This window comes from Streptomyces sp. NPDC087901, assembly GCF_044742205.1.
Classification (GTDB): Bacteria; Actinomycetota; Actinomycetes; order Streptomycetales; family Streptomycetaceae; genus Streptomyces.
Window position 1 is genome coordinate 65,675 of sequence record NZ_JBIUUC010000012.1, and the last position, 14,361, is coordinate 80,035.

The 14,361-nt window shown below is 70.0% G+C and carries 14 protein-coding genes; 9 read left to right on the forward strand and 5 right to left on the reverse strand.

Going from position 1 to position 14,361, the window contains the following annotated elements; translation table 11 throughout:
* Positions 1–127 precede the first annotated feature (127 nt).
* Genes ACIOEW_RS30145 through ACIOEW_RS30160 form a run of 4 tightly spaced genes read left to right on the forward strand, consistent with a single transcriptional unit; the run spans position 128 to position 4,459 of the window.
* Complete coding sequence (locus tag ACIOEW_RS30145; RefSeq protein ID WP_401967520.1) at positions 128–1,432, forward strand: ABC transporter substrate-binding protein; 1,305 nt, start codon at positions 128–130, stop codon at positions 1,430–1,432.
* Positions 1,425–2,360 carry a carbohydrate ABC transporter permease gene (locus ACIOEW_RS30150; RefSeq protein WP_401967521.1) on the forward strand — a complete coding sequence of 312 codons (936 nt, stop codon included), beginning with the start codon at positions 1,425–1,427 and terminating at the stop codon, positions 2,358–2,360. Before ACIOEW_RS30145 ends, ACIOEW_RS30150 begins: the two co-directional genes overlap by 8 nt.
* Positions 2,361–2,392: 32 nt before the next feature.
* Positions 2,393–3,199 carry a carbohydrate ABC transporter permease gene (locus ACIOEW_RS30155; protein WP_362552649.1) on the forward strand — a complete coding sequence of 269 codons (807 nt, stop codon included), beginning with the start codon at positions 2,393–2,395 and terminating at the stop codon, positions 3,197–3,199.
* A 12-nt stretch (positions 3,200–3,211) separates the two neighbouring features.
* Entirely contained in the window at positions 3,212–4,459 is a 1,248-nt protein-coding gene (locus tag ACIOEW_RS30160; RefSeq protein WP_401967524.1) for a Gfo/Idh/MocA family protein, read from the forward strand.
* A 49-nt stretch (positions 4,460–4,508) separates the two neighbouring features.
* Here ACIOEW_RS30160 and ACIOEW_RS30165 read toward each other — a convergent pair whose 3' ends face one another.
* Positions 4,509–5,771: an alpha/beta hydrolase family protein gene (locus ACIOEW_RS30165; RefSeq protein WP_401967526.1), complete on the reverse strand. Its 1,263-nt coding sequence runs from the start codon at positions 5,769–5,771 to the stop codon at positions 4,509–4,511.
* Between the two features lie 36 nt (positions 5,772–5,807).
* Here ACIOEW_RS30165 and ACIOEW_RS30170 point away from each other — a divergent pair, with 36 nt between their 5' ends.
* The 3 genes from ACIOEW_RS30170 (at position 5,808) to ACIOEW_RS30180 (ending at position 8,390) form a co-directional block, all read left to right on the forward strand.
* On the forward strand, positions 5,808–6,353 hold the full coding sequence (locus tag ACIOEW_RS30170; RefSeq protein ID WP_401967528.1) for a helix-turn-helix domain-containing protein: 546 nt from the start codon (positions 5,808–5,810) through the stop codon (positions 6,351–6,353).
* Positions 6,354–6,476: 123 nt separating this feature from the next.
* Positions 6,477–6,905 carry a DUF6234 family protein gene (locus ACIOEW_RS30175; RefSeq protein ID WP_401967530.1) on the forward strand — a complete coding sequence of 143 codons (429 nt, stop codon included), beginning with the start codon at positions 6,477–6,479 and terminating at the stop codon, positions 6,903–6,905.
* Between the two features lie 297 nt (positions 6,906–7,202).
* Positions 7,203–8,390, forward strand: a complete 1,188-nt coding sequence (locus ACIOEW_RS30180) for an alpha/beta hydrolase (RefSeq protein WP_401967532.1) — start codon at positions 7,203–7,205, stop codon at positions 8,388–8,390.
* Between the two features lie 143 nt (positions 8,391–8,533).
* Here ACIOEW_RS30180 and ACIOEW_RS30185 read toward each other — a convergent pair whose 3' ends face one another.
* From ACIOEW_RS30185 to ACIOEW_RS30200, 4 genes are all read right to left on the reverse strand, one after another.
* Complete coding sequence (locus ACIOEW_RS30185) at positions 8,534–9,325, reverse strand: ABC transporter permease (protein WP_401967534.1); 792 nt, start codon at positions 9,323–9,325, stop codon at positions 8,534–8,536.
* Positions 9,322–10,314 carry an ATP-binding cassette domain-containing protein gene (locus tag ACIOEW_RS30190; RefSeq protein ID WP_401967535.1) on the reverse strand — a complete coding sequence of 331 codons (993 nt, stop codon included), beginning with the start codon at positions 10,312–10,314 and terminating at the stop codon, positions 9,322–9,324. The genes ACIOEW_RS30185 and ACIOEW_RS30190 overlap by 4 nt, the downstream gene beginning before the upstream one ends.
* Positions 10,315–10,457: 143 nt before the next feature.
* Positions 10,458–11,303 (reverse strand): DUF4097 family beta strand repeat-containing protein, encoded by an 846-nt coding sequence (locus ACIOEW_RS30195; RefSeq protein ID WP_401967538.1) that lies wholly within the window; start codon positions 11,301–11,303, stop codon positions 10,458–10,460.
* Between the two features lie 83 nt (positions 11,304–11,386).
* Positions 11,387–11,902, reverse strand: coding sequence for a hypothetical protein (locus ACIOEW_RS30200; RefSeq protein ID WP_362552673.1), 516 nt, complete (start codon positions 11,900–11,902; stop codon positions 11,387–11,389).
* Positions 11,903–12,337: 435 nt separating this feature from the next.
* On the opposite strand from ACIOEW_RS30200, the gene ACIOEW_RS30205 reads away from it, so the two are divergent.
* Both ACIOEW_RS30205 and lysA read left to right on the forward strand, forming a co-directional pair.
* Positions 12,338–12,739, forward strand: a complete 402-nt coding sequence (locus ACIOEW_RS30205) for an SAV_915 family protein (RefSeq protein WP_401967540.1) — start codon at positions 12,338–12,340, stop codon at positions 12,737–12,739.
* Between the two features lie 64 nt (positions 12,740–12,803).
* A complete protein-coding gene (lysA, locus tag ACIOEW_RS30210) occupies positions 12,804–14,135 on the forward strand; it encodes a diaminopimelate decarboxylase (RefSeq protein WP_401967770.1) in 1,332 nt (443 codons plus the stop codon).
* Positions 14,136–14,361 lie beyond the last annotated feature (226 nt).

The window sequence follows — 14,361 nt, forward strand, 5'->3', positions numbered from 1 at the left end:
GGGCGCAGTGGCGTATCTCATTCTTTCGAAGGAAAGTTTCCTTCGAAACTCGCTGGCAGGCAACCTCGGCTCGACATCCTGCCACACCAGCGATTCCTTCCCCCGTGTTCACAGGAGAGCAGCGTCGATGAAGATCAGCAGAGTTCTGGCAGGAGCCGTCCTGGTGGCGTTGTGCGGGACCGCCTGCGCACCCGGTGCTTCGACGGACACGGCGGGAGCGGAGCCGTCGGGCCCGGTCAGGAAGGGGCTGACCGACGAGAAGGTCACGCTCAAGCTGGTCTCCACGCCCGAGTCGGGAGCGGCGGTCAAGTCGGTCATCAAGGCCTTCGAGGCGAAGTACCCCCAGGTCACGATCGACTACGAGGACAACAACGTCGATGACTACAACAAGGCGCTGAACCTGTCGCTCGCCTCCGGCCAGGCGCCCGACATCGCCCTGCTCAACTCGGTCGGCACGACGGTCAAGGACGGCCTGGTCATCGACCTGTCCCGGTACGCGGAGGCGTACGACTGGGACAAGACGTACCCGAGCACGCAGCTCAACCAGTGGCGGGTCGCCGAGGACGGCAGCACGCTCGGCACCGGCGGCCTGTACGCCGCCCCTGCCGGCTTCTCCCTCGTGGGCGTCTACTACAACAAGGCGAAGGCGGCCAAGGCCGGCATCACCACCCCGCCGGCCACCCTGGAGGAGTTCGAAGCGGCCCTCGCCAAGGCGAAGAAGGCCGGTGAACTGCCACTGCAGCTCGGCAACCAGCAGGGCCACGCCTCCTTCCCGATCCAGCTCATCGGCCAGTCGGCGGACGGTGCCGAGAAGGCCGCGCAGTGGACCTTCGGCCAGAAGAGCGCCACCTTCGACACCCCGGGCAACCGCACCGCCGCCGACAAGCTCGTCGCCTGGAACAAGAAGGGCTACCTGCCGGGCAGCGCCAACGGCACCGATCTGCAGACGGCCGTCGACAAGTTCACCAAGGGCCAGGGCGTCTACTTCGTCGACGGCAACTGGGACGCCGAGAAGATCGGCGACAAGCTCGGCAAGGACGCGGGATTCATCGCCTTCCCGTCGCCGAAGGCCACCGCGATCGGCACCTCCGTCGCGTACGCCATCTCCTCGAAGAGCAAGAACGCGGACGCCGCGGCCTACTTCCTGGACTTCCTGCACTCGCCCGAGGCCTCGGCCGCCGAGTTCAAGGCCGGCTTCATGCCCGCCGACCTCACCGCCGCCAAGCCGCAGGACGGCACCGTGATGAAGGACATCGTGACGGCCTGGGGGAGAGTCAACGAGGACAACGGTCTCGTGGGCTTCAACAACAACGCCACCGCGACCATGAACGACAAGCTCACCGCCACAACCCAGGAACTCCTCGCGAACCGCACCGACACCGACGGCTTCGTGAAGGCGATCCAGGACGAGTGGTCCAAGACGCATGGCTGACACGCTCGTGCGTACCGAGCGGTCAGCGGCTTCGGCCGCGGCCAGGCGCGGGGCGCCCGCCGCCCCGCGCCGCAAGGGCCGGTTCGTGCCGCTGCTGTACGTGGCCCCCGCTCTGGTCTTCTACGCACTCTTCGTCATCGCGCCCTGGCTGCACAGCTTCTGGATCTCGTTCTGGAACTGGAACGGCATCGGCACGGCCACCTGGGCCGGACTCTCCAACTACACCGCGGTGTTCGAGGAACCCGCCCTGCGCGCCGCCCTGACGCACGCCTTCGGCTTCATCGTCTTCTACACGGTCGTCCCCGTCATCCTCGGCCTGATCCTGGCCGCCGTGACCTCGGCCGTCCCGTGGCGGGCCATGCCGGTGATCCGCACCATCATCTTCCTCCCGCAGATCCTGCCGCTCGTCGCGGTGGGCGTCGTCTGGAAGTGGATCTACGGTGAGGACGGCCCGCTCAACCAGATGCTGCGCGCGGTCGGCCTCGGCTCCCTCGCCCGTGCCTGGCTGGGCGACTTCACGTACGCCTTCCCGGCCGTCGGCCTGATCGGCACCTGGGTCTCCACTGGACTGTGCTTCCTGCTCCTGCTGTCCGGCATCGGCAAGATCGAGCCGTCGCTCTACGAGGCGGCCCGCCTGGACGGCTGCGGCCGGCTGCGCGAGTTCTGGCACATCACCGTCCCGGGCCTCCGCAAGGAGATCGGCGTCGCCTGCAATGTCACTGTCATCTCGGCCCTCGCCGGCTTCGACGTCGTGTACGTGATGACGGGCGGCGGGCCCGGCTACTCCACCATGGTCCCCGGTGTCCAGGTCTACCAACTCGTCTTCACCGCAGGCCGGGTCGGCACCGCATGCGCCCTGGCCACGGTGCTGTCCCTCATCACCTGTGCCGCCATGTACGGCCTCAACAGGCTGTCGCGGGAGCGCTGACGCATGCCGCGCATCTCACTGGAGTACCCCCGATGACCAAGCAACTGCCCAGGCTGGCACTCATCGTCGCCGCCGCAGCCGTCCTGTTCCCCTTTCTCGCCCTGTTCACCGCGGCGCTCCAGCCGCAGAGCAACCTCTCACCGGGCCTGTCCTGGCCGTCCGACCCGCAGTGGGGAAACTTCGCCACCGCGTGGACCACGGCCGGATTCGGATCGCTGCTGAAGTCGAGCGCCATCATCGCGCTCGGCGTCGTCCCGATCGCCCTGGTCCTCGCGACCCTCGCCGGCTACGGCCTGGCCACCATGCAACTGAAGGCCAAGGGACCGCTCTTCGCCCTGCTGATGCTCGGACTGGCCCTGCCGTACGAAGCCATCGTGATCCCCCTCTACTACGACCTGGACTCGGTCGGCCTGCTGAACACCTACTGGGCCGTGATCCTGCCGCTGGTCGGGCTGTTCATGCCCTTCGGCGTCTTCTGGATGCGTACGCACTTCGAGTCGCTGCCCAAGGAGCTGATGGAGGCCGCGGCCGTGGACGGCGCGAACAGCTGGCGCACCCTCACCCGGGTCCTGCTGCCGACCGCCGTTCCCGCGCTCACCACACTCGGGCTCCTCTACTTCATGTGGGCGTGGAACCAGTTCCTGCTGGCCCTGGTGCTCATCCAGGACCCGATGATGCGCACGGCCCCGTCCGGCCTCGGCAAGTTCGTCCAGCAGTACGGCAAGAACATTCCGCTGCTGTCCGCCGGCACGCTCATCGTGATCGCACCGATCGTGCTGATCTACCTCTTCTTCCAGCGCCACTTCATCAAGGGCATCCTCCAGGGTGCCGTCAAGTAAGGGATTTGGTACGTGACCGTCACCCTTGCGATCGTCGGAGCGGGGGCCCGGGGGGCCTCCTACGCACGCATCGCCGCCGCCCAAGGTGGAGCCGTCGTCACGGCGGTCGCCGACCCCGACCCCGTACGCCGCCAGGCACTCGCGGACGAGTTCGCGCTGCCGCACGACCGGGTCTTCACCGACTGGGCGGAGCTCGCCTCCCGGCCGCGTCTCGCCGACGCCGCGATCGTCGCCACCCCCGACCGCATGCACGCCGAACCGGCCGTGGCCCTGGCCGATCTGGGCTACGCGCTGCTGCTGGAGAAGCCGATGGCGCCGACGGAGGAGGACGCCCGCCGCATCGTCGAGGCCGCCACGCGCAACGACATCCTTCTCGCGGTCTGCCACGTCCTGCGCTACACGCCGTACTCGGTCAAGGTCAAGCAGCTCATCGACTCCGGGCGGATCGGCGACGTCGTCAGCGTCGAACACCTCGAGCCCGTCGGCTGGTGGCACCACGCGCACTCCTACGTACGCGGGAAGTGGGGCGTCGAAGCGGAGTCGTCGTCGATGCTGCTCGCCAAGTCCTGCCACGACATCGACTGGCTCGGCCATGTGGTGGGCAAGCCCGTGGAGCAGGTCTCCTCCTTCGGCAACCTCTTCCACTTCCGCCCGGAAAACAAGCCGGAGGGCGCCGGCGACCGCTGCGTCACCTGCCCCGTCGAACGCACCTGCACCTACTCGGCCCCGCGCATCTACGAACGCTTCCTCGGCGACCCGGTCTTCGAGCAGTGGCCGCTCGGTGTGCTCACCGACGACGTGACGAGCGCCGGACTCACGAAGGCACTCGAGGACGGCCCCTACGGCGAGTGCGTCTACAACGGCCGCAACGACGTCGTGGACCACCAGGTGGTGAACCTCCAGTACGAGGGCGGCGTGACCGCCTCCTTCACCATGACCGCCTTCACCGGTCTCGACTTCCGAAAGACCCGGGTGTTCGGCACCCACGGTTCGCTCGACGGCGACGGCCGTACGCTCACGCTCCACGACTTCCTCACCGACACCCGGGAGGTCTTCGACTTCGACCCCGAAGGCGGGGCGTCGGCGGCGGACGGCCACGGCGGCGCGGACGACGAGCTCATCAGGGCGTTCCTCGCGGCGATCGCCGACGACGACCGCGAGCTGGTGAACACGGGCCCGGACGAGGCTCTGCGCTCGCACCTCGTGGTCTGGGCCGCGGAACGCGCGCGGCACAGCGGTCAGGTGGTCCGCATGGCCTGACCGGCCGTGTCGCCGCAACGGCTCTGCAGTCACGCAGGTCCTCCTTCCTCTACCGCCGCGCCAGCCAGTCCGCGATCTCGTCCACCACCGTGGCGTCGACGTGTCCAGGCCGGGCGTATTCGGCAGGGGTGGACGGTTCCCGGCCGCTGAAGAAGAAGTGGTTGGCGTCCGGGTGGATCCGGATCGCCACCTCGGGCCGGTCCGCCAGGGCCCGCTGCCAGCGTGTCAGGTCGTCGGCGACCGTCACCTGGTAGTCCCGGCCGCCCTGCAGAATCAGCATCGGGCAGGACAGCCCGGCCGCCGTGGCCACCGGATCGTAGGCGCGCAGGTCGAGCCAGTACGCGGCGGAGAGCCCGAAGGGCAACAGCTCCGACGGCGTATCGGCCCCGAGCCCGGGGCCCGCCACCAAAGCGGCCTGCCGGGCCATCGCCGCGCTTGCCGCGTCCATGTCCGGGCCGGGGGCGAGCGCGGCAAGGTGGCCGGCCACCCGTACGGCCGCCTCGTGCATCGGCTGGGCGTCCGCCGCGAGCAGGATCAGCCCGGCGATCGACCGGTCGGCGGCGGCGGCCCGGGGCGCCGCCTTGCCTCCCATGCTGTGGCCGAGGAGGTGGACGCGGCCGGCGTCCACACCGGCCTGCTGCCGGAGCATCCGGGCGGCGGCGAGCGCATACGGCAGGTACTCGTCGGCCATGGTGAAGTCCGTTGGCAGGCAGCCGGGTTGCGTGAAGGTGATCTTGTCGAACCGCAGTACGGCCACCTGCCGTGAGGCGAGTCCCCAAGCGAGGTCCTTGAGCGGCTTGTTGGGGCCGCTGCTCTCGTCCCTGTCGAACGCGCCGCCGCCGCCGAGCAGCACCACGGCGGGCCATGGGCCGGGGCCGGCGGGCAGACTCAGGGTTCCCGGCACGGCAAGCGGCCCGGTACCGACCAGGACATCCTGCTCGGTGAACCGGTCCGGTTCCGCGTACGGCGGGGGCTGCCATGCGCCACCGCCGGCGGCATCGAACCGCAGGCCGTGCAGCAGTCCGTCGTCGCCCACCGACGTGACCACGGTGAAGCTCCCGTCGGCGCACGTCACGGGGATACGCACGCGTACCGGGACGACGTCACCGGCCGCCCGCACCGGCTCACCGATCTCCCCGGCCCCGCCCCGCCCGGCCGACTGGGCCGCCCACGCAAGCCGCAACGCGTCCGCGGACACGGCAGCGCGCAGCGGGGGCGCGAACAACTCCACGATCTCGGCGAAACGCTCCGCTCGCAGCAGCGCGGCAAATTCCTGAGCAACGGTGAGCGCCTTCACTTCATCCTTTCGCATGATTGAGAAAGGTAGCAGTCATGAGAAAGTTTGGACATGGACTCCCTGGAGCTGCTCGCCCACCCCATTCGGCTGCGGATCGTGCACGCGATGGGCGGCGGCCGGCTGCTGACGACCACTCAACTCTGCGCCCGTATCCCTGAAGCCTCGAAGGCCACGGTGTACCGCCATATCGAACTGCTGACGGCAGGCGGAGTCCTGGAAGTGGCCGAGGAACGCAGGGTGCGGGGCGCGGTGGAACGCCACTACCGATTGCGCCGGGACCGGGCTGTGATCGGTGCCGATGCGGTCCGTGACCTCGCCCCCGACGACCACCGGCAGGCCTTCGCCACCGCGATGACGGCCCTGCTGGCCGAGTTCAACGGCTATCTCGACCGTGACGGGGCCGACCCCGTGGCCGACCGGGTGGGCTACCGGCAACATGCGCTCTGGCTCAGTCCGGGGGAGCTCGACGAACTGATCGCCGAGCTGCGTACGGCCATCGCGCCCAGACTGGACAACCGGCCGAACCCCGAGCGGGCGCAGTACCTGCTGAGTCCGATCCACTTTCCGGTGGAGGACCCGCAACAAGAACCCGAGTAGTGCCGCTGGAATCTGCCTCAGGGACAGCCCTCAGGGACCCGACGTCGCCGACGTCGTGCCCCGCAGCCCCGGTGAATGAGTGCGCGTACTCAGGTGCATCTGCGATCGACTCAGCATGTGGGCATGACTCATGAGGTTCCCGGTCGTGCGGCTCGGGGCAGATGGCCCTGGTCGCGTCCGAAGCCTCTTGCCTCGGACCTCGCCTCCGGCATCGGTCTGCTCGTCGTCGAGGCCGTTGTCTTCGGGTGGATGATGTTCGGCTACGGGATGGAAGGGTGGGCTGCGCAGGGGGCGCGGGAGGAGATGGACGAGTCGACGCTGGCCGGCATCGCGTTCATGGAGCACTTCCTCATCGGCCTGTTCGTCCTCTTCGGGATCGCGGTGCTGGCCCGTGCCCGGTGGACGGCGATCCTGCATCTCCTGACCGCAGGTGCCGTCGCTGCGCTGCTCGTGTCGGCGCAGCACGACTACGACCGCTCCCACCCGGAACCCGCGCCGACCCCCAGCGCCGGGTACTCGCCCTGCTACAGCGGCAGCGGACGGTGCGACTGAGCCGCCCGGCCGCACACGTCGAGGGCCGCCCCAGATGACGGTCTCCGTGGCGTGGTGGTCAGGGAACGGAATCCTGCGGGGTATCACCGCGCCGGGTGACCGGCGTCGGCGGATGCTCTGGCGAACGCACGAATGAGTTACAGGCTTCGCCGTTGATGCGATGGGTGTGCGAGGGGAAGAATGGGACGCGCCGGATGTGCCGGCCCCAGCCGGAGCCACGTGGGTCACCCTCATGGCGGGGGCGATGCCCGCGAGGAAGTACTCACTGCCTGAGCAGAGTTGACGGGTGATCGAATCATGGCCATGCCGATGGGGTACGTGGCGACGACGGCGTTCCTCACCTGGTGCACCTTCTTCGCCGTTGTCGCTCCGCGCCGGCCCCGAGCACTGGCGAGCCTGAGCTTCTGGTTCGGCCTGGTACTCAACGAAGTGCCGTTCCTCGGCATCTTTGCCCTGCTCGCCTCCACAACGCTGGCCGCCGCCCAGGGTGATCTGGAGTCGACGGGCGCCAAGGTGACCGCCGCGGTGGCAGCCGTCGCCGCCATCGGCCTGGCCGTCTCCGCCTGGCGGGGCCTGCGCACGGATCAGGCGGTCGGGCGGGCCCTCGAGGAGGGGCTCGGGACCGGCTGGCGTGAGCGTGTTCGCGTACCGCTGCGCCGCCACCGGCCCTGGGGCCGCATCCTGCTGCTGCCGGGCTTCATGCGGCGCCGTGACGTGGAGCGGATCCCCAACATCAGCTACGGGGACGCCGGACGCCAAAACCTCCTCGACATCTACCGCCGCCGCCGCGACGCACCGCAGAACGCACCGGTCCTGATCTACTTCCACGGCGGCCGCTACAGCAGCGGAGCGAAGAACCGCGAGGCGCGCCCCCTGCTGTACCGGCTCGCCGGCCAGGGATGGGTGTGCATCAGCGCCAACTACCGTCTGCGGCCACAGACCACGTTCCCCGGCCACCAGATCGACGCCAAGAAGGTCATCGCCTGGGCCCGCGAGCACGGCGCAGCCTATGGCGCCGACCCATCGAGGCTGTTCGTGGCGGGCAGCTCCGCCGGATCCAACATGGCAGGCCTGTGCGCGCTCACACCGAACGACCCGGTGTTCCAGCCCGGATTCGAGTCGGCCGACACCTCGGTCACCGCGGCGATCTGTCTCTACGGCTTCTACGGACACTACTTCGGCGACCCGCCGGAAGAGCCGCCGCCTCCGCCCCAGCCCCAGGGATACATCCACCCCGGTGCGCCGCCGATCCTCGTCGCTCACGGCACCAAGGACGCACTGGGAACCGTCGAGGGCGCCCGGAACTTCGTCGCACAGCTGCGCCGCGTCTCGGACAGCACCGTGGTCTACGCCGAACTGCCCGGCGGGCAGCACGCTTTCGACCTGTTCCACTCCCCGCGCTTCGAAGCGGTGGTGGATGGCGTCGAAGCCTTCGCCGGGTGGGTCCTGGCCGCCCCGAAGCGCACTTCCGGCTCGCCCCGCTAGCGGCTCCCGGCCGGCGCCCGTCGCCCGGTACGGGTGCGTGAAACGGGGCCGGGGCGGCGTATCCCGACGTGGTGTCGGGGTACGCCGCCCTGGCGCGAGGCGTGTTGTGGGGGTTCTTCGGTGCCGGCGCGACGGCTGTTCGGCTAGATCGGGTCGCTGTTGAACTTCGAGGTCGACCAGAAGTAGCCGAGGACGGTGAGGCCCACGCACCAGGCGAGGGCGAGCCACCCGTTGTTGCCGATCTCGCTGCCCAGCAGCAGGCCTCGGAGGGTCTCGATCGCGGGGGTGAAGGGCTGGTACTCGGCGATCGGCTGGAACCAGCCGGGCATGGTGTCGACGGGGATGAAGGCGCTGGACAGGAGGGGCAGCAGGATCATGGGGAGTGCGTTGTTGCTGGCGGCTTCGGCATTGGGGCTGATGAGGCCCATGCCGACGGCGATCCAGGTGAAGGCCGTGGCGAAGAGGACGAGGAGTCCGAAGGCGGCGAGCCATTCGAGGGTGGTGGCGTCGGTGGAGCGGAACCCGATGGCCACGGCGACGGCGCCGACGAGGACGACGCTGGCGATGCATTGCAGGACGCTGCCGACGACGTGTCCGACGAGTACGGAGCCGCGGTGGATGGCCATGGTGCGGAACCGGGCGATGATGCCTTCGGTCATGTCGTTGGAGACGGAGACCGCGGTGCCGATCGTGGTGCTCCCGATGGTCATCAGCAGGAGGCCGGGGACGATGTAGGCGATGTAGTCGGAGCGGGTGGCGTTGCCGCCGCCGATACCCGCACTCATCACGTCGCCGAAGATGTAGACGAAGAGCAGCAGCAGCATGATCGGGGTGAGGAGCAGGTTGAGGGTGAGGGAGGGGTAGCGGCGGGCGTGCAGGAGGTTGCGGCGGAGCATCGTGTGGGAGTCGCGTACGGCGAGGGACATGGTGCTCATCGGGCTGTCTCCTTGGGCTGGTCGGCCTGGGCCTGCCGGCTGCTGCTTGTCAGGGCGAAGAACACGTCGTCGAGGTCGGGGGTGTGCACGGTCAGTTCGTCGGCCTCGATGCCGGCGCTGTCCAGCCAGTCGAGAACGGCGCGCAGTTCGCGCTGGCTGCCGTTGCTGAGGATCTGCAGGGAGAGGGACTCGTCGTCCCTGGTGACCTCGCTCAGAACGGACGCGGCGGACTGGTAGGCGGCCGGGTCGGTGAAGCGAAGTCGGACGTGTCCGCCGGGGACGATGCGCTTGAGTTCGTCGGCGGTGCCTTCGGCGACGATCTTTCCGTCGTGCAACACCGCGATGCGGTCGGCGAGTTCGTCGGCCTCGTCCAGGTACTGGGTGGTGAGGAAGACGGTGACCCCGCTGGTGACGAGTGCGCGGATGATGCCCCACATGTTGTGGCGGGAGCGGGGGTCGAGGCCGGTGGTCGGTTCGTCGAGGAAGATGATCCGCGGGTTCCCGACCAGGGTCATGGCGATGTCGAGGCGGCGCTTCATGCCGCCGGAGTAGGTGGAGGCCGGCTTCTTGGCGGCCTCCACCAGGTCGAAGCGTTCCAGCAGCTCGGCGGTGACCTGTCGTCCCTCCTGCTTGGAGAGGTGGTGCAGGTCGGCCATGAGGAGCATGTTCTCCTCGCCGGTGATGAGCCCGTCGACGGCGGAGAACTGTCCGGTGACACCGATCGCGGCGCGCACGGCCTGCGGGTCGGCGGCCAGATCGTGGCCGCCGACATGAATCCGGCCGGCGTCGGCGGAGATGAGAGTGGAGAGGATCTTCACGGCGGTGGTCTTGCCGGCACCGTTCGGGCCGAGCAGCGCGAACACGGTGCCGGCGGGGATGCGCAGGTCGATCCCGTCGAGGATGACCTTGTCGCCGTACGACTTGCGCAGACCGACGGCGGAGACGGCGTCCGGCGACGGATGGCCGTCACCCTTTCTGGATGTGGGCATGACAGGCGAAGGCATGGGGCTCTCCCGTTCGGAGGCTGAAAGCGGCTGGGGGACTGGGCTGGGCAACCGGCCCGGCGGAGACGCGTGTGCCGAGGCCGGCTGCCCGGCGGAACCGGGCGGACCGAGGCCGGCCGCCCCAGGGGTCAGGCCTTGGCGCGGCGGATGTCGATGTTGCCGAACCGGGTGCGGGCGTGGACCTTGACGGTGTCCTCGGTCTCCGCCGGAGTCTCGGAGGCGGTGAGGGTGTTGCGTACCTGGCCGGCGCCGGAGTTGACGTCGAGCCAGGCGGCCGTGCCTTCGCGGATGCCGACCTCGATGGCTCCGTGGTTCGTCTGCAACTGGGCTGTTCCGCGGGCGATTTCGGCCACGCGCAGGGTGCCGTGGGCGGTGGTGGCCGTGACCGATCCCTCGGCGCGGGTGATGTCGATGTCGCCGTTGGAGCCGCTCACCCGCAGCTCGCCGGTCGCGGCGCCGACGGTCGTGGTGCCGTGCGAGTTCTTCAGGACGGCGGATCCGTCGACGAGGCCGACACGCAGGCTGCCCGAGCTGGTGGTGATCTCGGCCTTGCCCTCGACGTGGTCCACGGTGATGGAGCCGTGCGACGCGGTCAGGTGCAGTGGGCCGGTCGTGTCGAGGCGGACGTCGCCGGACGAGGTCTTCACGCGGACCTCGCCCAGCCGGCCCTCGCCGAGTACCTGGGCCCAGGCGCCGGTCACGTCGATGTGCGAGCCCGTCGGCAGTTCGACGGTCACGTCGACGGTGCCGGTGCGTCCGATCAGATAACGCTGCTTGGGCGTCCGGATGGTCAGTACGCCGCCCGCGTAGGTGACCTCGGTCTGCTCGGCCGCCCGTGTGTCCTGGTCCTTCTTCGGGTCGCGGGGCCGCGCCTCGACGACGGTGTCGGGGCGGTCGCCGGCGGTGAACTGGATGGAACCGGCCTCCACGTGCGCGGTGACCGAGATCGCTTCGGGGGTGTCGAAAGAAGGCATGGCTGTCCCGTCCTCTTGAGTCCTCAGGGCGTCCCCGCTGGTGGGACGTGGTGTGGGTGAAGTGGTGCAGGCAGGGGGTCCGGCTAGCGCACCCAGCCCGTGTAGCCCTGTCCGAGCGTCTGGCTCTTCTCTGTCGTGCGCGGCCCGGTGCCGCCGTCGACCGCGGCCGACACGGCGCGCACCAGCCATGCGTTGACCGACAGTCCCTCACGGCTCGCGGTCTCCTCGGCGCGCGCCTTGAGGTGGGCCGGCAGGCGCAGGTTGACGCGGGCGGTGCCGCCCTCCTCGCCGTCCGCCGGGGCCAGGGTCTTGAGCGGCTCGGCGGGCGCGGCCGGCTCCGCGGGGGCGATGCCGGTGGCCGGCAGTGTCACCACGAAGTCGGGGTCGAGCCCGCGCAGTCGTACGTCGACCGAGCCGGGCGCCAGTTCGCGGGTGATCTCGTCCATTGCGGCGGAGAGCACGTTGAGCATGGTCAGCCGGGTCGCCGACTCCAGAGGGGCGGTGAGCCTCTCTGCCAGTGCGCGGGCTTCGTCGCCGCCGGCCTCGGCGGCCACTGCAAGTTCGCGGCGGAGGGTGTCGACATACGGGGTGAGGTCCATGACGCCATCTTGGCACCATGATGGCGCCATGCGCAAGTCGCGTGGCGCAATCTTCGGAGCCGTCTCCGGTGAATGGCCTTTGACCTGCGCAAACGCAATGACATCCGTCTGGTTGCCGGTGGTGTCAGAGGGGGCCATTCGTCTCGGGTGGCATGGAATGGCGCCACGTGGTGCCACCCGGCGCCAGGTCGCGCCAGGTGTGTCAGGTGCGTAAGGCGCGTAAGGGGCGGACGGTCCGCCGCCGGGACGGTGGGGTGGGGGAGCCGGACGAGTCGCTGCGGGCGGCCGCCGTCAATCGCGCGTCAAGGGTCGGGCGTTCGGGATCAAGGGTCCGCCAACGGGCTCGTCCGACCCGGTGGGGGCGGGCATAGCGTCAACGTCATGCCCCGGCTTGCCAGGAGACCGGGGCGCCGATCCGTCCCGATGAGGAGTGTCATGAACGACAGCCAGTGCGCCGAGGACCCCGACCCCCTTGAATCGAACCGGGCCGGAGCGTTGTACGTTCCGGTCCGGCCGGGACCGGTGGGCTGCTGCGCCCGCCTCTTCCGTACGCCTCTCGGCGGCCGTACCGCGGTCGCCTTCACCAGTGAGCGACAGCTGGCCCGCACCCTGGGGCAGCAGCAGGCCTGGATCCGGCTCTCCGAGCCGGCGCTGCGCGCGCTCGTCGCGCCCCTGGGAGTCGCCGGCCTCACCGTCGACCCGCTGATGACCGCCCCCGGGCTCCGCGGCCGTGCGGCCGCCGAACCGCGGCGCGAGCGCCGACCGGCACGGGAGCCGCGACCGGTCGAAGCGCTGCGCGCGAGCAGCGCACCGTCGCTGTCCGCATCGACCTCTTGACCGGCGGGGGAACAACATGAACACCACACTGCCGGCCCTGTCGGCTCCGACATCGGTGCCGACGATGCCGCACGCGGTCCCGGTGCCGCCGGCCAACGCCGCAGGTCTTTCCGTCTGGCCCGCTTCCGCGCGGCTCACCGCCCGCGGCGAGGTCGCGGTGGGAGGCGTCTCGCTCGTCGAGGCCGCCGAGCGGTTCGGGACCCCGGTCTACCTCCTCGACGAGGGCGAGGTCCGGGAACGCTGCCGTACCTATCTGCGGGCCTTCCCGGACACCGACGTCGTCTACGCGGCGAAGGCGTTCCTCTGCCGCGCCCTCCTGCGCTGGGTACGGGAAGAGGGCCTCGGCCTGGACGTCTGCTCGGCCGGTGAGCTGGAGTTCGCCGTCACCAACGGCTTTCCTCCCGCCCGTATCGTGCTGCACGGCAACGCCAAGAGCCCCGACGACCTGAGCGCCGCACTGCGTCTCGGCGTCGGAAGGATCGTCATCGACAGCGCGTGGGAGATCGCCCGGCTCGCCGCGCTCGTCCCGCACGGGGCCCGGCAGAAGGTGCTGGTACGCGTGATCCCCGGGGTCGGCGCGGGCGCCCACGCCGCGATCCGCACCGGCACGGACGACCAGAAGTTCGGGCTCTCCCTCACCGACGGCAGCGCCCAGCACGCCATCGCCCGGATCCTCGACCAGCCGCACCTCGAACTGGCCGGACTGCACTGCCACATCGGCTCGCAGATCGCCTCGGCCAAGCCCTACCTGACCGCGCTCCGACGCATGGTCGGACTCCTCGCCCAGGTCCACCGCCAGCACGGAGTCGCGCTGCCCGAGCTCGACATGGGGGGCGGCCACGCCGTCGCCTACCGTCCCGGCGAGGACCCGCTCGACATCCCGTCCCTCGGCGACCGCATCCGCCGCGAACTGGCCACGAGCTGCGCCGCCGCCGGCATCCCCGCACCGCGCCTCACCATCGAACCCGGCCGCGCCCTGGTGGGGCCCGCGGGCGTGGCGCTCTACCGGGTGCTCGCCGTCAAGCGCACCGGCGACCGCGTCTTCGTGGCCGTGGACGGCGGAATGAGCGACAACCCGCGGCCCGCCCTGTACGGCGCCCGCTACGCGCCCCGCCTCGTCGGCCGCCGCTCGACGGCCGAACCCTGCACGGCGACCGTCGTCGGCCGCCACTGCGAGGCGGGTGACGTACTCGCCGCCGATGCGGTGCTGCCGGGCGACGTCCACCCGGGAGACCTGGTGGCCATCCCGGTCGCGGGCGCCTACCACCTCTCCATGGCGTCCAATTACAACGCGGTCGGCCGCCCGCCCGTGGCCGCCGTCCACGAAGGCCGCGCCCGGCTGCTGATACGCCGTGAGTCCCTCGCCGACATCAACGGCCGCGACGTGGGGCTGTGAACGGCTGAGCCGCGAGCGGCCCCGGGTCCCCTTGCGGTGCACGCAGCCGGTAGGGCCGCATGCACCGCAAGGGCACGCGTTTTGTCCTTGCGTTCAGCATGCTCTGCTCGAAAGCGCAGGGCAGATGCCTTGGTGCCTGGAGGAACGTACGAATCACCCGTGCGGGCGAAGCTCCCGGATCCGCCTGTACGGACGGGAAGCCCCTGATGGCCGGGGGCCTGCGTAC